The organism is Streptomyces boluensis, assembly GCF_009908195.1.
Classification (GTDB): Bacteria; Actinomycetota; Actinomycetes; order Streptomycetales; family Streptomycetaceae; genus Streptomyces; species Streptomyces boluensis.
Genome location: NZ_JAAAHS010000002.1, coordinates 20,820 through 42,117, shown reverse-complemented (window position 1 = coordinate 42,117; position 21,298 = coordinate 20,820). Strand labels below are relative to the sequence as shown.

Genomic DNA, 21,298 nt, shown 5'->3' with positions numbered 1-21,298 from the left:
TTCAGTTCCGGGGCTTCTGGACGGTGACGACCGCGTAGCCGATCTGGTCCGCCCCCGGTGCGAAGAAGGTCTCAAGGGTGCGCCGGAGTTCGTCGACGGCGGCCTCGCCGAACCGGCCGGCCAGCTCGTCCCGCCGGGTATCCACGGCCTGCAGGTATTTGGGGCCCATCCCGAACACCCGCGGCCCGCAATGCAGGGACTCCACCGGCTCGAACCCGGCCTCGCGCAACGTGTCCACCCACTCGGCCACCGACAGCATCCGCTTCGCCCCGAAGTCGGAGGCGAACTGGCCGGCAGCCTCGACGCCGAGCCCTTCCCGGGTGGTCTCGGTCAAGGACAGCAGACCGCCAGGGCGCAGCGCCCGGTGCAGGTTGCCGAGCGCATGCCCGAGGTCATCGACGTAGACGAGGGACTCCATCGCCACCATCGCGTCGAAGCTGCCTTCCGGGAAGTCCACGGATCCGTAGTCGCCGACCCGGAACGTGACCTGGTCGGCCATCCCGGCCGCCCGGACCCGGGCCTGCGCCTCGGCCACCTGGACGGTGCTGATATTGACGCCGGTGACCTGCACCCCGTACTCGGTGGCGAGCTGGATGGCCGGGGCCCCGAGGCCGCAACCGACGTCGAGGACCCGATCGCCCTTGCGCAGCCGCAGCGAATCCGCCACTTTGCGGGTCAGTCGCTGCGTCGCCTCGATGAGTGGAGCGTCGTCCTCGTCGTCGTACCAGTAGGCCAGGTGCACCTGGCCGTCGTTGAACACACTCGACATGTCGGACGACTCGTCGAACATCTCGGCGGTCTCGTCCGTCTCCGGCGTCTGGCCAGTGGTCGTCGCGCTCTCCATGGCTTCTCCTCTCGCGCTGGGACCAGATCCACCAAGCCCTGCCCCAGGGTCGCAGTGGGGGTAGTGGCGGGCATCTTCCTGCTTGCGGCCGTCGCCGCGAATCCGTCATGCAGGAGCGGCCAGTTGGGACAACGAGCGGACGGTGATCGTCTGCCCGGGACCCGCGCATCCGAAGAAGGACCGGCACCGGCGTCACGGCGATCGGTCGCGTTCAGCAAGAACCGAGTCCGCACTGTGGAAGACGCCCGCGGCGGCGCCCACCGGACACCATGACCGGTACCTATCCGTCCTCACAGGAGGCAGACGTGGACGACGATGCGCTCTTCGTCATCGACCCGGCCGGGACCGACACCCACGGCGAGGCGGCCCGGCTCCGGGCCCGCGGGCCGGTCACCCGGGTGCTGCTGCCCGGCGGAGTCGAGGCCTGGTCGGTGACCGGCTACCACGCCGCCCGGCAGGTCCTGGCGGACGAGCGGCGGTTCGCCAAGAACGCCCGGCAGCACTGGCCGGCGTACGTCGAGGGCACCCTCGCCCCGGACTTCCCGCTGATCGTCTGGGCTCGGATGGACAACATGTCCACCGCGGACGGTGAGCCGCACGCCCGCCAACGCCGCCTTGTCGCCGGTGCGTTCAGCCCGCGGCGGATCGCCATGCTGCGACCGCGGGTCGAGCGGATCGTGACGCGCGCGCTGGACGAACTGGCCGACCATGCGGCCGAGCGGCCGGGCGAGCCCGTCGACCTCAAGGTGCGGTACGCGCACCCGGTGGCGTCGCGGGTGATCGGCGAGCTGCTCGGCGTGCCCGACGGCGACCCGGACGGCATCCTGGACCGCGCCGGGTACGTCGAGACGGACCCGCAGAAGGCGGCCGTGGAGTTCGCCTCGCTGCGGAGCAAGATCGAGGCCCTGGTCGCGAAGAAGCGCCGGGAACCGGGGGAGGACCTGATCAGCGATCTGGTCGCGGCCGGGCCGAGCGGGTGCCCGGTGTCCGGGGCGGGCGCCGGGTCCGATGCCGAACTGGTCGGCCTGGCGCAGCTGATGCTCAACACCGGCACCGAACCGGCCAGGAACCTCATCACGAACACCGCGCTGGCGCTCCTCACCAGGCCCGGCCAGCGCGCCCTGGCAGCGGGCGGCGAGGTGGACTGGGACGACGTGGTGGAGGAGACGCTGCGCACCGACGCGCCGGTCGCGCACCTGCCGTTCCGGTTCGCGACGGAGGACGTCAAGATCGCCGGCGTGACCATCTCCCGGGGCGACCCGGTGGTGGTCGGTTACGCCGCGACCGGCCGCGACCCGGAGCTGCACGGCGACGCCGCGGGGGAGTTCGACGTCCGGCACGCGGACAAGCGGCACGTGGCGTTCGGCCACGGCGTCCACCGGTGCGTCGGCCCGGCGCTGACCCGGATGGAAGTGAGCATCGCGGTGGAGGAGCTGTTCAAGCGCTTCCCCCGGCTGGAGCTGGCGGTGAAGCCGGACGAACTGGCCGGCCAGGGCACCTTCATCATGAACGGCCGACGTGAGCTGCCGGTCCATCTCCGATGAGGACAGCAGGTCCCCAGGTGGCTGCCCGGCGGTACGCGGAGTTCTGTTGACGGCCTGTCAAGAAGTCGACGAGACAGGCGAGTTGGCGGCATGCCCGGATCCGGTACGCGGACGGCGGTGACAGCCGCACTCCAGGAGATGCCGCTGCTGGACGCGGTCGTCATTGTGTAACCGGGAGCCGCTCGCTGTGAATCAGAGTCCCGCTGTGGCGTGGAACTGCTTTGACACCGGCGTCCGCCGGCCCCGGGCCCGGCGGACCGACAGGAAGGCAGGACAGCAATGGCCACTCGGCCAATGACCGGCGAGGAGTACGTGGACAGCCTTCGCGACGCTCGCGAGGTCTACGTATACGGCGACCGTGTCAAGGACGTCACGACGCACCCGGCGTTCCACAACCCGGTGCGCATGACCGCCCGGCTCTACGACGCCCTGCACGACGACCGCCACCGCGACGTCCTGACGTGCCCGGTCGACGGCGGCGGCGAGGGGTACACCCACCGCTTCTTCACCACGCCGCGCAGCGCCGAGGATCTGGTCGCCGCACAGGGCGCGATCGCGGGCTGGGCCCGGCTGAACTACGGCTGGATGGGACGCAGTCCGGACTACAAGGCCTCCTTCCTCGGCACCCTCGGCGCCAACGCCGACTTCTACGGGGACTACGCCGACAACGCCCGGCGCTGGTACCGCGAGTCGCAGGAGAAGGTGCTGTTCTGGAACCACGCCATCGTGCATCCGCCGGTGGACCGGGACCGGCCGCCGGACGAGGTCAAGGACGTCTTCATCCATGTGGAGAAGGAGACCGACGCGGGGCTCGTGGTCAGCGGCGCCAAGGTGGTGGCCACCGGCTCGGCGCTGGCTCACTACAACTTCATCGCGCACTACGGCCTGCCGATCCGCAAACGTGAGTTCGCGCTGGTGGCCACCGTGCCGATGGACGCTCCCGGCGTGAAGCTGATCTGCCGGCCTTCCTACACCGCGACCGCGGCCGTGGCCGGCAGCCCCTTCGACTACCCGCTGTCCTCACGGCTGGACGAGAACGACACGATCCTCGTGATGGACAAGGTGCTGATCCCCTGGGAGAACGTCTTCATCTACGGGGACCTGGGCAAGGTGCAGATGTTCACCGCCCGCTCCGGCTTCCCCGAGCGGTTCACCTTCCACGGTTGTATCCGGCTCGCGGTGAAGCTGGAGTTCCTGGCCGGTCTGCTGTCCAAGGCGCTGCAGCTCACCGGCACGCGGGACTTCCGCGGCGTGCAGAGCCGGCTGGGGGAGGTGCTGGCCTGGCGGAACCTGTTCTGGGGGCTGTCCGACGCGGCCGCGCGCAACCCGGTGCCGTGGAAGGACGGAGCGGTGCTGCCCAACGGGGACTACGGGATGGCCTACCGGTGGTTCATGCAGGTCGGCTACCCGCGTATCCGGGAGATCATCCTGCAGGACGTGGCCAGTGGGCTGATCTACGTTCCCTCCAGCGCCGAGGACTTCCGCAACCCGGAGACGCGGCCGTACCTGGACAAGTATGTCCGCGGCTCAGGCGGGGCCACGGCAGTGGACCGGGCCAAGCTCATGAAGCTGCTGTGGGACTCCATCGGCAGCGAGTTCGGCAGCCGGCACGAGCTGTACGAGCGCAACTACTCGGGCAACCACGAGAACACCCGGGTCGAGCTGTACGCCAGTCAACTGGCCTCCGGGCAGCTGGCCGACTACGAGAAGTTCGCCGAGCAATGCATGTCCGAGTACGACCTGGACGGCTGGACGGTCCCGGACCTGGAGTCCTTCCCGGACCTCAAGAATCTGATCAACCGGCCCTGACACCACGGCGCGTGCCAGCTGCCCGAGGAGCGCTGAGACGCCGGCAGAGCCTGGCCGGCGGCGGTCATCCGCCGCCGGCGGGCCCTCGCGCTGTCCCGGCGGCCGCGGTGGCGGATGCCGGCCATGGGGACCCCTTCTCGTAGATGACCTCCTCCAGACCGTCCCGCCGCGGAAACCGGCGTGCGGCACATGTCCTGATCCGGGCTTCGGCGCCGACTGACAGGTATAGGAAGAGGACAGCGCCGACGGGTGCTGGCTCAACGGAAGAGGAGAGAGACCACCATGAACAGCGACTTGGACCCCGCGGTCATCGAGCGCCTGCGGGCCGAAGTCACCGGCGAGGTTTTCGTGCCGGGCGACGAGGGATACGACGAGCTCACCGATCTGATCGTCCACACCGGGCACCCGGCCGTGATCATCCGAGTCCGCAGCAACGACGACGTGGCCCGCGGCATAAACTTCGCGGTCGAGCACGATCTGGAGATCTCCACCCGCAGCGGTGGCCACAGCAACGCCGGTTTCAGCACCAACGTCGGCGGCCTGGTCCTGAACCTGGCGCACCTCGACTCCATCGAGGTGGTGGACGAGTCCGAGCGTCTGGTCCGCCTCGGCGCCGGCGCCCAGTGGGCCGATGTCGCCGCCGCGTTGGAGCCGCACGGTTTGGCCTTCACCTCCGGCGACACCACCAGCGTGGGTGTCGGCGGCCTGCTGGTCGGCGGCGGCATCGGCTGGCTGGCCCGTAAGCACGGCTTGGCCCTGGACAGCCTTGTGGCCGCGGAGGTCGTGACGGCCGACGGCCGCATCCTGTCGGCCAGCGCCGAGGAGAACCCGGACCTCTTCTGGGCGATCCGCGGCGGTGGCGGCAACTTCGGCGTGGTGACCTCCTTCACCGTGGTGGCACAGCCGGTCCCACAGGTCTTCTTCGGCCAGATCTCCTTCGCCCCCGAGGAGACCGCCGCCGTCCTGCGCGGCTGGGCGGCGCACATGGACTCCGCCCCCGAGGAGCTCACCGCAACCGCCATGTGCTGGCCGACCTTCGGCGAGGCCGCCCCGCCCCTGGCCATCGTGGTCTGTTACGCCGGCGACGACGAAGCGGACGCCAAATCGGCCATCGACCCGATCCGCAAACTCGGCACCGTCGTGGAGGACCAGGTCCGCCTTATGCCCTACGGCGAGGCCCTCCAGCCCGCGGGCGACCTCCCCCCGGGCTGGCGCCCGCGCGTCCGCAACCGCCTCACCCCGGCCCTGACCGGGGACCTGGTCACGACGATCCTCACCGAACAGGCCAACCTCGAGAACCTGTACGTCGAGATCCGCAGCATCGGCGGCGCCCTGAACCGGGTGCCGCAGGACGCGACCGCGTTCCCCCACCGCTCCACCCAGGCAATGATCATGGGCGTGCTGCTCGGCTCCCCGGAGGGGAACGAGCCGCTGCTGCCCGCCTACGAAGCGTTCTGGTCCGCGTTGGCCCCGTCGACGTCCGGTGCCTACAGCGGCTTCCTGAGCGACATCCTCCCGGCGGACATCGACGCGGTGTACCCGAAGCAGGTGTATCGACAGCTGGCGGCGCTGAAGCACAAGTACGACCCCAGCAACATCTTCCACCTGAACGTCAACGTCGTCCCGGCCGAAGCCGACCAGGACTGATCCTCACCGACAAGCACTGAGCGGCGCCGTGCATCACGCACGGCGCCGCTCAGTGCTTGTCCTCACACCGGCAGCACCTGCACCGGTACCCCGTTGAACACCGCGTTCCCCGACACCGGGTCCACCACCAACTCGTCGGTGAGCGCGTTGGCGTTGACACCGGGGTTGCTGCGTGCCACGGCCTGCCCGCTGTCCTCGTGACCCCAGCCGTGCGGCAGACTCACCACCCCCGGCATGACCGTCTCGGTGGCCTCCACCGACACCTCGACCTCCCCGGCCGCGGACTTCACCCGCGCCCGGTCCCCGAGGCCGAAGCGGGCCACGTCCCGCGGATGGACGTGCAGCGTGCACCGGTTGCTGCCGCCCACCAGCGAGGGCACGTTGTGCATCCAGCTGTTGTTGGAGCGCAGATGCCGGCGTCCGATCAGCACCATCTCCGGGGCCGGGTCCCGCAGCCGGTCCAGCAGGCGCGACACGTCGGCGGCCAGCACCGCCGGCGCCAGGTCGACCTTCCCCGACGCGGTGCACAGGATCTCCTCAAGGCGCGGCTGGAGCGGACCGAGGTCCAGGCCGTGCGGGGCCTGCCGCATCGCGTCAAGCGACAGACCGTAGGACCCCAGTTTCAGCAGCGCATCCAATATGTTCTCGGTCCCGTCGGCACCGTCCAGGCCATCACGCAGCCCCGGCGCGGCCGCGAGCAGCTGCCCGAGCAGCATCTCCTCAGCCACCTCGGGGCCGACGTCGGGGCCCTGACCGCTCAGGATCAGCAACAGCTTGGCCAGGATCGAGGCCTCGGAGCGCTGGTCCTGCCCCAGCGGCAGCACCGGCGGGGAGAAGCGGGCGTAGTTGCGGACCATGATGATCTGCACCAGGAAGTCGAAGTGCGGGCTCTGCAGGATCCGCGGCGGTGGCAGGATCACGTTCGCGTGCCGGGTCGTCTCGTTCAGGTAGGGGTCGACGCAGACCATGAAGTCAAGGCCGGACAGGGCCCGCGCCAGGCGCGGGGCGCCCGGCGCGGACAGCGCCGGATTGCCCCCCACCGTGAGCAGGGCCCGGACCTGCCCCTCCCCGGGTGTCTCGATCTCGTCGGCCATCGTGGCGACCGGGATCTCGCCGAGGACCTCCGGCAGTCCGCGTACCCGGCTGTGCCACGCGCCGGTGGCGAACGGCTGTCCGCTGCGGAAGATCTCCAGGCCCGCGGTCTTGGCGAACATGACGCCACCGGCCCGGTCCAGGTTCCCGGTCAGGGCATTGATGACGTCGACCAGCCACTGCGCCGTCGAGCCGAACTCGGCGGTGCAGGTGCCGATCCGGGCGTAGACGGACGCTGACGGCGCCGCCGCGATCTCCCGCGCCAGCCGCACCGTCGTCGCCGCCGGTACGCCGCAGGCCCGCTCCACCACTTCCGGCGTGAAGTCGCTTGCCAGGGACCTGAGTTCGGGGAGCCCGGTGACCTCCATGTCCAGAGAGGTCAGTCCCTCGGCGAAGAGTGTGTGCACGATGCCGAACAACAGGTACGCATCCGTCCCGGGGCGGATGAACAGGTGCTCGTCGGCGAGTTCGGCGGTGCGGGTGCGCCGCGGATCGACGACCACGACCTTGCCGCCGCGCTCCTGCAGAGCCCGCAGCCGGCCCTTGAAGTTCGGCGCCACGCACAGCGAGCCGTTGGACTCCACCGGGTTCGCCCCGAGGATCAGCATGTAGTCGGTGCGATCGAGATCCGGGACGGCCACGGCCATCGGATCACCGAACATCAGGCCGCTGGCGACGTGCTTGGGCATCTGGTCGATGGTGCCGGCCGAGTACACGTTGCGGCTGCCGAGGGTCTGGGTCAGCGGCTGCCGGTAGAGGAATCCGGCCATGGTGTGGAACGTCGGGTTGCCGAAGTACAGCGCCACGGCGTCGCGGCCGTGCGCCGCCATGATCTCGCCGAGCCCACGGTGCACCTCGGCGAACGCCTCCTCCCAACTGGCGGGCCGCAACTCCCCGTCGACCCGGACCAGCGGACGCGTCAGCCGGTCCGGATCCTCGTCGAGCTGGCCGAGCGCCGCCCCCTTCGGGCAGATGAAGCCCTTACTGAACGGGTCGTCCTGATCGCCCTCGACCCGCAGTACGGAGCCGGCGTCGTCCAGGGTCAGCCGTAGCCCGCAGGACGTCTCACACAGGGGACAGGTCCGCAGTGCAGTCTTCATGCTCGCTCCCGAGTTCGGGGGTGGGCCGACGCCCCGGGCGAAGGCCCACCCGGGCCACCGCCGACCGGGTCGTCCGGGTCGTCCGGGCCGTCCGGGTCGTCCGGGCCGTGGAAGGCCGTGGAAGGGGGACAGGCGGACCTCGCCGGCGTCACACGGTCCACCTGCCGCCCGACGCTAGCAGCGGCGCGGCGCGGACCCTTCTCCCTGAATGCCGAGCAGCGCAGGCCAGTTGGGCATTCCCGAAGATGTCAGCCGCCGTCGGGCCAGACATCGTGGGGACCTGCCGAAGAGAGGATTCGTCATGGCTCCGAACGCCGCGCCGGCCACCGCCGCCGGATCGCTGACCGCCTTCCGTGAAGCAGACTCCGAAGCGCTGGCCGAGGCGTTCAGCCGCCTGGTCGGCACGTTCTGGACCGACGGATCGCTGAACGATCCCGCCGCGGCGGGGGAAGCCGTCCCCGAGCTGCTGGCCGCCTGGGACGGCGCCGACGCCGCGCACCGCGGCTACCTGGCGGTCGGCCTCGGCCTGCTCGTCGAGGCCGAGTACCCGGCGCTCGACGGCCCGGTCGCCACCGCCGTACGCCAGGGCTTGGACACCTTCCTCGACGAGGCCCGCGGCACCACCGCCGTCACACCGCTCACCCTGGCGCTGGCGTACCTGCTCTCGCACTTCCCCGACGAACGCGCCCGCGTATGGCCCGCGTTCAGCGGTGTGCCCCTTGCCCCCGACGACCGGACCCGCCTCGACCGCGGGCTGACCCGGCTGAACCACCTCGACCCCGACCTGGGCCGGGCCTGGCCCTCGCCGTTCGACTGGGACATCGACGAGCAGGAGCGGGACTTCGACCGGTCCTGGATCAAGGACCTGACACCGGAGCAGATCACCCATACCTGGCATGACGACACCCGCACGATGTGGGCCACGGCCGGCGCCAAGGCCCTGTGGTCGGTGGCCAACGGCATGCCCACCCCGGTCGTCGACCAGAACCCGTACTGGTCGGCCCCGCACAAGGGGGCAGGTCCCGCCGACGGCACCACGTTCGCCCGGCACGGATCCGCGCTGTGCTGCACCTCCTGCCGGAGCGCCCTCACCTTCCAGGACAAGGGTGCGCGCTGCGAGGCCTGCGACACCTTCTACCCCGTCGCCCCCGGTGGCATCCTCGACCTCTCCCGCCGGGAGCGCTCCGGCGCCGGCGTGAGCGACGACGCCGAGGACGTCGAGGCCGATGTGCTCCAGAACGCCGCCGTGATGAGCACCGTCGGCCAGCACTACGAGGCCGGCCTGCGCCCGGCCTACCTGCGCATCATGGGCCAGAACTGGGGCGGCGACATCACGCCGGCGATCGAGGACGCCTACATCGCCGACCGGCTGCACGCGGCCGCCACCGCCCGCACCGATGCCCCCGTCCTGGACCTCGCGGCCGGCGCCGGTCGCTGGACCTGGGTGGTCGCCGACGCCGTCGGCGCCGACCGGCTCATCGCCCTGGACCTCAACGACGCCATGCTCCACTGGCTGCGCGGCCGGCTGCCACACGTGTCCGCGGTCCGGGCCAGTGCCCTTGAACTGCCCGTCGCCGACAGCAGCCTGACCGCCGTCAACTGCTGGAACGCCCTGCAGGCGATGCCGGACGCGGCCCAGGCGATCGCCGAGATCGGCCGCTGCCTGAAGCCGGGCGGCATCCTGACCCTGATGACCTTCCGTTGGGCCGACGACCCGGTGTACCGCTACTTCCAGCGCGCGCACATCTTCCCGGGCCGGCCTGACGGTTACCTGCTGTTCGAGCCGCAGGAGGTCCAATCCTGGCTGGCCGCCGCCGGGTTGAGCGTGGTCGAGGAGTCCGGGCCGGGGACGTTCGTGTTCGTCACCGCGAAGCGGGAGGGCTGAGGTGGGAGGCGACGGCCGGATCGTTGTCGACATACTGCTCGCCGACCACCCGGTGGTCGAGGGGTTCCTGGACCCGGTGCGCCGACGGGCCGCGGAGTTCGGCGCGGCCCACCCCGACTACGAGATCCGCATCTCGACGTACCGGTACTGGAGCGAGACCGGCCGCGAGGACTTCATCCGGACCCTGGAGCAGGGCCGCGTCCCGGCGCTCGTCGACGTCTTCTTCACCGAGACCCAGCACGCCCGCGACGCGGTCGCCGCGACCGGTGGGCCGCTGTTCACCCCGGTGCAGCGGGCGGTCGGCGGACGCCGGGAGATCCTCGGTGAGCCGGTGATCCTCGACGACTTCATCGACACCGCACGCCGCTACTACAGCTACGACGGCGAACTGGTATCGGTGCCGTTCAGCGTTTCCACGGGCCTGCTGTACGCGAACATGACGATGCTGCGGGCGGCCGGAATCACCGAAGTACCGCAGGACTGGGAGGGTTTGGAGGCCGCTTGCCGGGCCGTCATGCGCACGGACGGCGGTCCTTCGCACGCCATCACGTGGGCTGTCGACGGCTGGTTCTTCCAGGATGCCGTGTGCCACCAGAGCGGCCTGCTTGTCGACCACGCCAACGGCCGATCGGACCGGGCCCAGAAGGTGGACCTGGCCTCCGAGGAACTTCTGGCCTGGGCCACGTGGTGGCAGCGGCTGCACAAAGACGGCCTGTACCTGCACACCGGAGCGGCCCAGGACTGGATGGGAACGTTCAAGGCCTTCACCGAGGGCCGGGTGGCGTTCCTCTACAACTCCTCGGTGATGGCCCAGCCTGTGGTGTCGGCCGCGGCGAAGGCGGGGATCGACGTCGTCGCCTGCGGCCTGCCGCACAACGGCGCCGTGCCGTACGGCGGCAACGTCCTGGGCGGCGACTCCCTGTTCCTGGCCGCCGGTCTTTCGCCGGAAGTGGAGGACGGCGCACTGGCGTTCCTGCAGTACCTGCTCAATCCGGACGGCGCCGCCGCCTGGCACAAGTCGAGCGGCTTCATCCCGGTGACCCACGGCTCGCACCAACTACTGGAAGCAGAGGGCTGGTTCGCCGAGAAGCCGCACCATCTGGAGGCGCCGAAGCAACTCGGCGCCTCCGACGGATCGCCGGCCGCGACCGGCGCACTGGTCGGCGAACTCTCCAGCGTGCACGCCGACTTGGTGCAAGCGATGAGGGACGTGCTGGAGCAGGGCGCCGACCCCGCGAGACGGTTCACGCAGGCGACGGTCACCGCCCAGCGACGGCTGGACGACTACAACAGGCGGACCGCCGAACGGCACGCGGCACGCGAGACCTCCCCGCCGGACAGGTACGGAGAGGCCGCGGACGTGCCCGAGGCCTCTTAGGCGACTCTCAGTTCTTCCAACGTGCGCAATCGGCATGCGTCAGGAAAGTGCGCCCGCTCTCGGGGGATCGGGACGCGTGGCCAAAAGCCCAGGCGAATGGTGCGAGCGTGGTTCGGCCGGGTCGGCGCCGGCATGTTCAATTGACGTTCAGTCACGTTCGACGACTTCGGCAGGTAGCCCTTTACTGAATCTCGTCCGTCACGGCCATGGCGCCCGCATGGCTACGGCTCTGTCGAGAGGAGAAGCATGTTCGTCGTGGCCGCAGTATTCGCGCTTCTGGGCATATTCCTGGGAGCAATAACCTATTTGCCGCTCGGTATATCGGCCATTGCCGCTGTCGCCATTGCCGGCTGGCTCACGCACTTTGCCATCCGTGAACGCGGCAGTCACCGAAACACCGCCTGAGAAAACCGCCTGAGACAAAGGAGGCGAACCATGCCGGTACAGTCCCCCGAGCGCCAGCTCCACCGCCCGTCGACCCCGATCGCGGACCAGACCCTTCCACCCCTGCGGACGGTGGAGCCCTCCGGCCAGGGTCCGGGTTCCGCGGCCGACAAGGAGATCAGGCACGGTGACGGCCCCGCGGTGGCGTCGTTCATCCTGGGCCTCGTCGGCCTCCTGGTCATGAACGTCGTGCTCGGCCCTCTCGCCATCGCGCTCGCCGTCGTGGCATTCCTGCGAGGCACCGAACGCCGCGGCCGCGCCCTGCTCGGCCTCGGGCTCGGCGTCGCCGACCTGCTGGTCCTGGCCGCGCTCATGACGGCCCAGGGATCCGTTTCGTGGAGCTTCGGCTGACCGCTCTGCCGACGCCCCCTCAGAAGCACGGACGCCCCGCTGCGTCCGTGCTCTGACGTCGTACCGGCCTTAGGGGACGTCTCCCCGAGTGCACAGCCGGGTCGGCAGACGGGGGAAGTACGCCGACCCGGCTACGCATGATCATGAGCGGGTCCGACGGCGCCCCCAAGGGACCGGCGCGGAGTGTGTCAGGTCCGGCGAACGGCCTTGACCAGGCTTTGAGCGCCGCGCCCCGCCCTGCCTCGCTCTGGGAGAGGCCGCGCCCCCGCCCGCAGCAACCTCAGGGCCGCAACAGCACCTTGCCCACCGTGCGCCGCGCCAGCAGGTCCTCGTGGGCGCGCCGCGCCTCGGCCAGCGGGTAGGACTCGGCGTGCACGACCGGCCGGAGCCTGCCGCGCAGGGTGAGGTCGAACAGCTCCTTCAACGGCCCCTCGACCGCGCCCGGCCGGGCCAGCGTGGGCCGCAGCCAGAACCCGACGACCGAGGCGTTCAGCCTTCCCAGCCGCGCCGGGTCGACCGGAGTGAACCCGGTGCGGGCGGCGTTGCCGTAACTCACCAGGCGCCCGAACGACGCGAGGGACTCAAGCGCCTGGTCGAAAAGCGTGCCGCCCACCGCGTCGAGCACCACATCGGCCTTGGCGGCGCCCGGCTCCAGCGGGTACGAGGCGACGCCGTCCGCGCCCAGTTCCAGGGCGAGTTGCTCCTTCTCCGGGGTGGACGCCTGGGCGAGCACCCGGCCCGCGCCGAACTCCTTCGCCAGCTGCACCGCGAGGCTGCCCACACCGCCCGCCGCCGAGTGCACCACCACCGTCTCGCCGGGCTGCAGACGGGCTGCCGACCGCAGCAGGTGCCACGCCGTCAGGCCCTGCATCAGCAGCGCGAGCGCCCGCCCCGCGTCCAGCTCGTCCGGGATCTCCAGCACACCGGACGCGTCGGCGACGACCTGCTCCGCGTACCCGCCGGAGACCCGGGCGAGCACCCGGCGGCCGTCCGCGGTGCGGCCCACGACCTCGCTGCCCGGCACGTACGGCAGCCGGTCCGCGCTCAGCAGGGAACCGTCGGTCTGGTGGGTGTCGGCGAAGTTCACCCCGGCTGCCTCGACGGTGATCAGCACCTGGTCCGGGCCCGCCTCGGGCGCCGGGAGTTCCACGGGAGCAAGGACCTCGGGACCGCCGAAGCGGTCGAATCGTATGGCGAGCATGGGGCACGATATCGCGCCAACGTCCGTGCACAGCGCACTGATTGAGCCGCCGGGGTGCGTACAGTGCCCGGTATACGAAACCGCTCGGCAGCCGCAGTCCGGCACGGCCCTGACGGTCGGTGACCGCGGACCGCGCCCGGCCCGTGACCGGAGACACGCAGCCGAACCGGCCGGGTCGTACGCGACCTTTACGGCCGGATCCGTCCCCTCCGCCGCGCTGTGACGGGATCCCGATCCGCCCGTCCCGCCGCTCGCCGTCCCTATCGGAGCGCCACATGGCCAAGCAGCACCGTGCCCTTCGGACCCGCCAGGAGCTGATCCGCTCAGCCGCCGAGGTCTTCGACCATGTCGGCTTCGCCGATTCCTCGATCAACGCGATCAGTTCCCGGGCCGGCATGAGCACCGGTGCCGTGCACTTCCACTTCGGCAACAAACGGGCGCTCGGCCTGGCCGTCGAACTGGCCGCGGCGCAGAGCCTGTTGCACATCACCGGGCGGATACCGCTGCGCCACCCCACCCCGCTGCAGCACCTGGTCGACACCTCCCACACGCTCACCCAGTACCTCCTGGACGACCCGGTGCTGCGCGCCGGCTTCCGCCTGGGCACCGATGCGACCTGGCAGGGTGATGGGGACCTGTGGGAGCAGTGGCAGGACTGGGTGCAGCTGATGCTCACCGTGGCCAGGGACCAGGGCAGCCTGGCACCGGGGGTCGGCGTCGAGGACGCCGTGTACGCCATCACCGCGGTCGTCGCCGGCTTCGAGGTGCGGGCCCGGCGGGACGCCGAGTGGTGTTCACGGCAGGCCGTCACCCGGTTCTGGCGGCTGCTGCTGCCCCGGCTCGCCAGCGAGGACGTGGCCAGGACCCTCGTACCGGAAGGCACCGTGACACCGGTGTGGCCGCTGGACGAGAACGGCACGGACGCCCTGCGGCTGCCCGGCGACGCCCCCGCGGAAGCGGACTGCGGCGTGGCCTAGGGCCAGGCGCGAACGTACGCGGCGACGCGCGCGGACGGTTGCTTGGAGCGCCGTTTGTGCGGGGTTTGACCGGCGGCGCGCACCATGGTGGGTGCCGGGACCGCAGCCCGGCATCCACCACGGTGTGTGCCGCCGGGAAGAGGAGCAGCCGCAGTGCGCGACGATCGGCCCCGGTCCGCCGCGCTGCGCGCCGTCAGCGATCTGCACGTCCGCTTCGCCGACAACCGGCGCATCGTCGAGGACCTGCGCCCGGAACACCCCGACGACTGGCTGATCGTGGCCGGTGACGTCGGCGAGTTCGTCGAGGACATCACCTGGGCCCTCGGTCTGCTGCGCGAGCGCTTCGCCCAGGTGGTGTGGGCGCCCGGCAACCATGAACTGTGGACCCCGCCCGACGACCCGGTACGCCTGCGCGGCGCCCACCGCTACGACCATCTGGTGCGCCTGTGCCGGGAGTTGGGCGTGCACACCCCCGAGGACCCGTACCCGGTGTGGCGCGGCGCGGGCGGACCCGTCGCGGTGGCCCCGCTGTTCGTGCTCTACGACTACACGTTCCGGGTGCCCGCAGCGCACACCAAGGAACAGAGCCTTGCGTACGCCGAGGAGGCGGGCGTGGTGTGCAGCGACGAGTTCCTGCTGCACCCCGACCCGTATCCCAGCCGGGAGGCCTGGTGCGCGGCGCGGGTCGCCGCCACCGAGGCCCGCCTCGCGGCCCTCCCCGACGACCTGGACACCGTCCTGGTCAACCACTTCCCGCTGATCCGCGAACCCACCCAGGTGCTGCGCTTCCCCGAGTTCGCCCAGTGGTGCGGCACCAGCGCCACGGACCGATGGCCCGTCCGCTACCGCGCCGCCGAGGTCGTGTACGGCCACCTGCACATCCCCCGGCTCCTCCACAAGGACGGCGTACCGCACCGCGAGGTGTCGCTCGGCTACCCGCGGGAGTGGCGGCAGCGCCCCGGCACCCCCGGCCGGCCGGTACGCATCCTCACGGAACGCACGGCGCCGCCCCGCGACGGGGCAGCCGCGGCCGGGTCCGGACCCGATGACGCACAGGGACGCCGAGGACTTCGATGATCGACCTGTTGCTGCCGCCGCCGCTGGCGGTCGCCGAGGCATTCGACGACCGGGCCCCCGCGGCCCTCTACCCCGCGGAGGCGAGGGTGGTGTCACGGTCGGTGGCCCGCCGCCGCCGCGAGTTCGCCACCGTACGGGCGTGTGCCCGGCGGGCGCTCGGCGCACTGAACGTCGCACCTGCCCCGATACTGCCGGGCGAGCGGGGCGCACCGCAGTGGCCGGCGGGAACGGTCGGCAGCATGACGCACTGCGCGAACTACCGCGCGGCGGCCGTGGCGCACGCGGGCGACGTGGTGTCCGTGGGCATCGACGCCGAGCCCAATGTGCCCCTTCCCTCCGACGGCACCCGGGAGTTGGTGACCCTCGCGGCGGAGCGCACGCACCTGGCCGCGCTGCGCGCCCGGCGCCCGGAGGTGTGCTGGGACCGGCTCGTCTACAGCGCCAAGGAGTCCGTGTACAAGACGTGGTTCCCGCTGACCGGGCGCTGGCTGGACTTCGAGGAGGCCGAGGTGACGGTGGACCCGGACCGGGGCACCTTCGTGGCCCGGCTGCTCGTGCCGGGGCCGGTGATCGGGGGCCGCCGGGTGCGGGAGTTCCACGGCAGCTGGCTGCTGAGCCACGACACCCTCCTCACCGCCATCGCGGTGACCCGCACGACGGCCCTCACCGGTCACCCGCTCCGCCCGCACCGGCCGGTCGTGGCCGACGCGGTGCTGCGGCCGGGCGGCTGAGATGCGTGCCGAGGACCGGGCCGAAGGCCCGAACCGGCCCGTACCCAGCGGGAGTCGGGCGATCCGTGGCTGCCAGACTCTCGCCCATGGCTGAAGATCTTCTCTCTGGCAAGGTCGCCCTCATCACCGGCGCGAGCAGCGGCATCGGTGCCGCGGCGGCGAAGGTGTTCACCGGCGAGGGCGCGCGCGTGGTCCTCGCCGCCCGCCGCGAGGACCGACTGGCCGCCCTGGTCGAGGAGTTGCGGGCACAGGGCGCCGAGGCGTCCTACGTGGTGGCCGACGTCACCGACGGCGAACAGGCCGCGCGCGCGGTGCAGTTCGCGGTGGACACGTACGGCCGGCTCGACGCGGCCTTCAACAACGCCGGGGTCGGCGGCGACCGCACCCCGATGCACCTGATGACCGACGACGTCTACGACACCCTCATGGACACCAACGTACGCAGCGTCTGGAACTGCATGCGGCACGAGATAGCGGCGATGCTGGCGGGCGGCGGCGGGACCATCGTCAACAACAGCAGCGTCGCGGGCCTGGTCGCGATCCCCACGGCCGCCCCCTACACCGCCTCCAAGCACGCGGTGGTCGGCTTCACCAGGGCGGCGGCGGACGAGTACGCGCAGCAGGGCATCCGCGTGAACGCCGTGGCGCCCGGCACCACCCGCAGCGAGATCACCGCCGACTGGTTCGGGCGCAACCCCGGCCTCGAGGACATGGTCAACTCCATGACGCCACAAGGCCGTACGGCCGAACCCGAGGAGATCGCGGCGGCCGCGGCCTGGCTGCTCAGCGACCGCTGCCCGTTCCTGACCGGCACCGTGATGCCCGTGGACGGGGGTTTCGTCAACCAGTGAGGTGCAGGGGGCGCCGCCGGTGACACGGGGGTGCCCGACGTCGATACGCGCACGGGGGTGCCGCCGGTCTCGGCGGCACCCCCTTCCCGGGCGGGCGGCGGTCAGGGCCTGCGGCCGCTCAACTTCACCAGGAATGCGGGCCCTTCGCCCTGGGTGCCGGTCACCAGTACGGCGAACCGGTCGGCGTCGGGCTCGGTGAGCAACTCGGCCTCGATCCAGCAGGGCCGGTCGAACTCCACGTACCGCTCGAAGGCGGTCTGGATCTCGGTGGTCTCGAACGGGGTGGGGGAGAGGACCGCGTGGGCGGCCTGTTCCGCGGCCTCCAGGAGGGCGAGACCCGGCACATGGTCGACGGGGTGGTCGAAAAGCAGGGTGTTGGCGGGGTCGTTGCGCAACTGCCAGTGGTTCGGACGGTCACCGGGGGACAGGACCACATCGGTGGGTGCGGCCCGGCCGACGAACTCGGGTGCCACCGGCGCCGGTAGGGACCAGTCGCCCCAGTCGACGGTGGCGTACACACCGCGCACACGGCGGTAGGCGCCGGGCGATATCCAGCCGAAGTCGGCATCGGCTGTGGCAACGGTGGTGCCGTCGCGGTGGATCCGGAACGCCATCATCAGCGTGCTGGCAGAACGGCCATTCGGTTTTGTGAGGGAAACCTCGACATCGAGCAGCTCGGTGGAGCCGTCGAAGAGGTTCGGCGAGACGGTGAAATCCAGCCGGTTCAGCAGAGTTTGGTGGGACGTCGGTACGCCGTACTCGGCATGCGCGAGGAAAAGTCCGGTCTGACGGATCGTCTGGGCCAGAATTCGCGGGTCATATCGGCCGGCCCCCCGCACCGCCGGCCACCGGACGGCGAACGTGAAGGTGTCCGGGCCGCTCCGTCTCATGTCCCTTATGAGAAGGGAATCGGTGTGTTTGAGGTGGGTGTACTCGCTCAACTTGTCGATGCTTAAGGCTGGTTGGCCGTCGCGAGAATTTTCGCGTACAGCACTGGCTACCTTTGTCAAGGTCCCCCCCTTGATACGGCTGGAAGTTGTCTGTAGCACCGCGCTGCTAAGATACCGACTCTCCGTTCTTTTTCAAGCGCGGATCAAAGAGAGTTCAAACTCAGGCAAAGACATTCCGGGGGGTGCTGATGGCACGGCAGGAGCGCGGGGTGCGTACCCGCAGGAACATCCTCGAGACGATGGCGGGGCTCATCAACGAGGTGGGGTACGAAGCGGCGACCATCTCGATGCTCGTCGAGCGCACCGGCCTGACCCGAGGTGCCCTCTACTTCCACTTCTCCTCCAAGGAGGAGATGGCCCGCGGCGTGCTCGCCGAGGCACTCACCAGCGAGGGCGTCAGGGAACAGGAGTTCAAGCTCCAGGAGTGGGTGGACATCGGCATGCTCCTGGCCTACCGGCTGCCCAGAGAACCGCTGATGAGCGCCGCGATCCGGCTGTCCATCGACGCCAAGGCCCGCAACGTGCTCGGCACCCGGTGGCCGGACTGGGTCGACCTGGGACGCGATCTGCTCACCGAGGCCAAGCGGCGCGGCGAGCTGCTGCCGCACGCCGACCCGTGGTCCGTGGCGAAGCTGGCCGTCGGCTCCTGGACCGGCGTGCAGCTGGTCACCGAGGCACTGCCCGAGTCCGCCGAACTGGTCGAGGAGATCTCGGCGCTCTACCAGCTGCTGCTGCCCAACGTCGCGACCGCCGGCGTGCTCGCGCGCCTCGACACCTCACCCCGCAGGGCCGAGCAGTTGGCGCGCTCGATCCCCGGCGCGGCGTCGGAGACGGTTCATGTTCCCGCAACATAACTGACACGTCGTCCTGTTTTCCCGGGGCGTGGGCGCGGGCGCGTCCATCTCAGTTGCTTTCGATCGGCGCTTCCCTCCAGAAGTGCCGATTTTTTATCCCAACTACGGGGGATTTACGGTGACTTGTTCTGCTGGTCAAGCTTGTGCAAAAGACCGAATGGCTGTTTTCTTTGGCTTACGCAGGGGTGCTGGCCCGAGGGAACGCGGGCCCGGCGGGTCGCCGTCGACAATGGGGACAACACGGGGGGAACGTGGAGCAGCGTGGGGGCAAACCGGCGGCGCCGAAGATTTCTGAGGCGCTGCTCGCCGATGTAGGGGCGCGGATGTTCACCGCGCTGAGACGGGCCGAGCAGCGGATCTGGGCCGAGCAGTACGTGGGAGCGCTGCTGGCCGCACCCGGCCGCAAGACCTTGCGGAACGTCGCAACTCAGATTGATGGAGGGGCGTCCCGGCAGAGCGTGCACCACTTCATCAGCGCCTCGCCGTGGGAGTGGCTGCCGATCCGGCAGGCCCTCGCCGGGTATACGAGGCGCACCCTGAACCCGCAGGCCTGGGTGATCAGGCCCACCACGATCCCCAAGGTGGGGCCGCACTCCATCGGTGTCGACCAGCGGTACGTCCCGCACCTCGGCCAGGTCGTCAACGCCCAGCAGGCGCTGGGCTCCTGGATGGTCTCGGCCACGGCCGCCGTGCCCGTCGACTGGCACCTCCTGCTGCCGCCCCGCTGGGCCGACGCCTCACTGCGGCGGCGCGCGAACGTGCCGGACGAGATGGTTCCGCAAACCCTCGACGACGGGGTGTACGAGGCGGCCCTGAGCGCCTCGGGCCTGACCGCGGAACTCACCGGCCCCGTCGTCGTGGACGTCGCGGGGGTCGACGCGGTCACGCTCGCGCGCCGGCTTGCCGCGGCCGGGCTCACCTTCCTCGTCCGGGTGGACGCCCAGGCGCAGCTCAGGGTGGACCGGGCGCTGCTGCCCCGGTACAGCGCCGCGGCGCACACCGCGGCCCAACTCGTCCACTCCTCCAGCCGGTTGCGGCGCCAGGTCACCTCGCCGGAGGGCACGCCGACCGCCCTCGTGACGATCCCGGTGCTCGCCTCGCCGGAGGGCGCGGGCGCCCGCGGCCGCAGGCTGCTGCTGCTCGGCGAGTGGCCGGCGGGAGGTCAGGGGGAGTGCGAGATGTGGCTGACGAACGCGAGCGCCGAGGCGTGGCGCCCGCTGCTGCGCCTGGTCCGACTGCCGCGCACGGTCCAGGAGTTCACCGGTGTCGCGGAGCGGGTGGGGGTGCGCGACTTCGCCGGCCGTTCCTTCCTCGGCTGGCACCACCACATCACGCTGGCATCGGTGGCCCACCTGGTGGCCGTGGTCCAGGAGTCCGGCATCGAACTGCCCTGGCTGTCACGGAAACTGGCGACCGGCGTGTGATGCAGACCACTTTACATAACTACTGTCCGGTAATTTGACACTCTCTGTCGGCGTCCGGGGCTGAAACTCGACCAGCTCCTTACTGTGGCCAAAGCATTCCGTTCGGTACTCGGTACTCGGCACGCGCGCCCTGCGCGCCAGAACAGGAGCAGCGTCGTGCGGGTCAGCCTCATCGGATCGTTCGAGTTCGGTGGCGATGGCGAGCAGAAGATCGCGCTGAAGGCGGTCAAGCTCTGTCAACTCCTCGCCGTTCTGGCGCTCAAGCCGCGTGAGACGGTCCCCGCGAGCACCCTGATACGGGAGTTGTGGGGAGAGAACCCCCCGGCGGCCGCGCCGCGGACGCTGCAGACGCACATCTACCACGCCCGCAAACTCCTCACCGAGTCCGGCCTCGCCACCGAGCAACGCAAACTCCTGCTCACCCGGTCGCCCGGCTACCAACTCGACGTCGACGTCGACGCGGTGGACGTCCGGCGCTTCGAGCGACTCGTACGACAGGCGGAGGCGGCGGTCGCCGAGGGGGCCCTGGAGGCGGGCGCCGCGCACCTCACCCGGGCCCTGTCCCTGTGGCGCGGCCCGCTCCTCGGCGACGTGCCGGTCGGCGCGGTCCTCGCCGGGCAGGCCGTACTCCTTGAGGAACTCCGTATCAGGGCCTGGGAATTGCGCGTGGAGATCGAGCACCGGTGGGGACGGCACCGGGAATTCCTCCCGGACCTCCGCGCCATCGTGGACGAATACCCCTTGCACGAATGGTTTCACGGGCAGCTCATCGTCGCGCTGCACCGGTCCGGGCGCCGGGGCGACGCCCTGGACGCCTACCAGAACCTCTACCGCGTTCTCCGCAACGAACTGGGCCTGGAACCCTCCGCCGAACTGCAGCGGATCCAGACCGACATCCTGGAATCGCCCGGCGACTCCACGCCCCGGGGACCGCACCGTCCCGGCGGAGGGTCATACCGCTCCGCGGTGACCCCGCTGTGGTCGGCGGCACTTGCCGGCTGACGACACCGACCGACCGAACGACCCGGTCCGCACCCGCCCGATCGTGGGCGCGGACCACCGAACGGCACGGAGACCGTGCGGGGCCTGAGCCCCCACGCGGTCCCGCAGCCGTACCACCACACCACGGCCCGTGACGG

At 70.7% G+C, this 21,298-nt stretch carries 18 protein-coding genes; 14 read left to right on the top strand and 4 right to left on the bottom strand.

Annotated elements, in window-relative coordinates:
* Position 1 precedes the first annotated feature (1 nt).
* A complete protein-coding gene (locus tag GUY60_RS00580) occupies positions 2–844 on the bottom strand; it encodes an SAM-dependent methyltransferase (protein ID WP_161692828.1) in 843 nt (280 codons plus the stop codon).
* A 305-nt stretch (positions 845–1,149) separates the two neighbouring features.
* On the opposite strand from GUY60_RS00580, the gene GUY60_RS39635 reads away from it, so the two are divergent.
* The 3 genes from GUY60_RS39635 to GUY60_RS00565 all read left to right on the top strand — a co-directional run bounded on the left by GUY60_RS39635 (position 1,150) and on the right by GUY60_RS00565 (position 5,844).
* Positions 1,150–2,388, top strand: coding sequence for a cytochrome P450 family protein (locus GUY60_RS39635; RefSeq protein WP_161692827.1), 1,239 nt, complete (start codon positions 1,150–1,152; stop codon positions 2,386–2,388).
* A 279-nt stretch (positions 2,389–2,667) separates the two neighbouring features.
* A complete protein-coding gene (locus GUY60_RS00570) occupies positions 2,668–4,197 on the top strand; it encodes a 4-hydroxyphenylacetate 3-hydroxylase family protein (protein WP_161692826.1) in 1,530 nt (509 codons plus the stop codon).
* Between the two features lie 282 nt (positions 4,198–4,479).
* The gene (locus tag GUY60_RS00565) at positions 4,480–5,844 is read left to right on the top strand and encodes an FAD-binding oxidoreductase (RefSeq protein ID WP_161692825.1); all 1,365 of its coding nucleotides are present in this window, start codon (positions 4,480–4,482) and stop codon (positions 5,842–5,844) included.
* 62 nt (positions 5,845–5,906) lie between these two features.
* Here the strand turns inward: GUY60_RS00565 and GUY60_RS00560 are convergent, their stop codons facing one another.
* Positions 5,907–8,036: a molybdopterin oxidoreductase family protein gene (locus GUY60_RS00560; protein ID WP_161692824.1), complete on the bottom strand. Its 2,130-nt coding sequence runs from the start codon at positions 8,034–8,036 to the stop codon at positions 5,907–5,909.
* A gap of 301 nt (positions 8,037–8,337) precedes the next feature.
* On the opposite strand from GUY60_RS00560, the gene GUY60_RS00555 reads away from it, so the two are divergent.
* The 4 genes from GUY60_RS00555 to GUY60_RS00545 all read left to right on the top strand — a co-directional run bounded on the left by GUY60_RS00555 (position 8,338) and on the right by GUY60_RS00545 (position 12,094).
* The gene (locus GUY60_RS00555; RefSeq protein WP_161692823.1) at positions 8,338–9,921 is read left to right on the top strand and encodes a methyltransferase domain-containing protein; all 1,584 of its coding nucleotides are present in this window, start codon (positions 8,338–8,340) and stop codon (positions 9,919–9,921) included.
* A 1-nt stretch (position 9,922) separates the two neighbouring features.
* Positions 9,923–11,299: an extracellular solute-binding protein gene (locus GUY60_RS00550; protein WP_161692822.1), complete on the top strand. Its 1,377-nt coding sequence runs from the start codon at positions 9,923–9,925 to the stop codon at positions 11,297–11,299.
* 246 nt (positions 11,300–11,545) lie between these two features.
* A complete protein-coding gene (locus GUY60_RS38140) occupies positions 11,546–11,704 on the top strand; it encodes a hypothetical protein (RefSeq protein WP_187369898.1) in 159 nt (52 codons plus the stop codon).
* Between the two features lie 30 nt (positions 11,705–11,734).
* Complete coding sequence (locus GUY60_RS00545; protein WP_376771139.1) at positions 11,735–12,094, top strand: DUF4190 domain-containing protein; 360 nt, start codon at positions 11,735–11,737, stop codon at positions 12,092–12,094.
* Positions 12,095–12,374: 280 nt separating this feature from the next.
* Here GUY60_RS00545 and GUY60_RS00540 read toward each other — a convergent pair whose 3' ends face one another.
* Positions 12,375–13,295: a quinone oxidoreductase family protein gene (locus tag GUY60_RS00540; RefSeq protein ID WP_161692821.1), complete on the bottom strand. Its 921-nt coding sequence runs from the start codon at positions 13,293–13,295 to the stop codon at positions 12,375–12,377.
* Positions 13,296–13,570: 275 nt separating this feature from the next.
* Between GUY60_RS00540 and GUY60_RS00535 the strand changes: the two genes are divergently transcribed.
* The 4 genes from GUY60_RS00535 to GUY60_RS00520 all read left to right on the top strand — a co-directional run bounded on the left by GUY60_RS00535 (position 13,571) and on the right by GUY60_RS00520 (position 16,931).
* A complete protein-coding gene (locus GUY60_RS00535) occupies positions 13,571–14,272 on the top strand; it encodes a ScbR family autoregulator-binding transcription factor (RefSeq protein WP_161692820.1) in 702 nt (233 codons plus the stop codon).
* 84 nt (positions 14,273–14,356) lie between these two features.
* Complete coding sequence (locus GUY60_RS00530; protein ID WP_161692819.1) at positions 14,357–15,349, top strand: metallophosphoesterase family protein; 993 nt, start codon at positions 14,357–14,359, stop codon at positions 15,347–15,349.
* Positions 15,346–16,080 carry a 4'-phosphopantetheinyl transferase family protein gene (locus GUY60_RS00525; protein ID WP_161692818.1) on the top strand — a complete coding sequence of 245 codons (735 nt, stop codon included), beginning with the start codon at positions 15,346–15,348 and terminating at the stop codon, positions 16,078–16,080. The genes GUY60_RS00530 and GUY60_RS00525 overlap by 4 nt, the downstream gene beginning before the upstream one ends.
* 86 nt (positions 16,081–16,166) lie before the next feature.
* On the top strand, positions 16,167–16,931 hold the full coding sequence (locus GUY60_RS00520) for an SDR family NAD(P)-dependent oxidoreductase (protein ID WP_161692817.1): 765 nt from the start codon (positions 16,167–16,169) through the stop codon (positions 16,929–16,931).
* Positions 16,932–17,032: 101 nt separating this feature from the next.
* On the opposite strand, the gene GUY60_RS00515 is transcribed toward GUY60_RS00520, so the two are convergent.
* A complete protein-coding gene (locus tag GUY60_RS00515; RefSeq protein ID WP_312866135.1) occupies positions 17,033–17,980 on the bottom strand; it encodes a ScbA/BarX family gamma-butyrolactone biosynthesis protein in 948 nt (315 codons plus the stop codon).
* A gap of 89 nt (positions 17,981–18,069) precedes the next feature.
* Between GUY60_RS00515 and GUY60_RS00510 the strand changes: the two genes are divergently transcribed.
* From GUY60_RS00510 to GUY60_RS00500, 3 genes are all read left to right on the top strand, one after another.
* On the top strand, positions 18,070–18,735 hold the full coding sequence (locus tag GUY60_RS00510; RefSeq protein WP_161692815.1) for a ScbR family autoregulator-binding transcription factor: 666 nt from the start codon (positions 18,070–18,072) through the stop codon (positions 18,733–18,735).
* Positions 18,736–18,986: 251 nt separating this feature from the next.
* Positions 18,987–20,159, top strand: coding sequence for an IS701 family transposase (locus GUY60_RS00505; RefSeq protein WP_312866134.1), 1,173 nt, complete (start codon positions 18,987–18,989; stop codon positions 20,157–20,159).
* A gap of 156 nt (positions 20,160–20,315) precedes the next feature.
* Positions 20,316–21,161, top strand: coding sequence for an AfsR/SARP family transcriptional regulator (locus GUY60_RS00500; protein WP_161692814.1), 846 nt, complete (start codon positions 20,316–20,318; stop codon positions 21,159–21,161).
* The last annotated feature ends 137 nt before the right edge of the window (positions 21,162–21,298 follow it).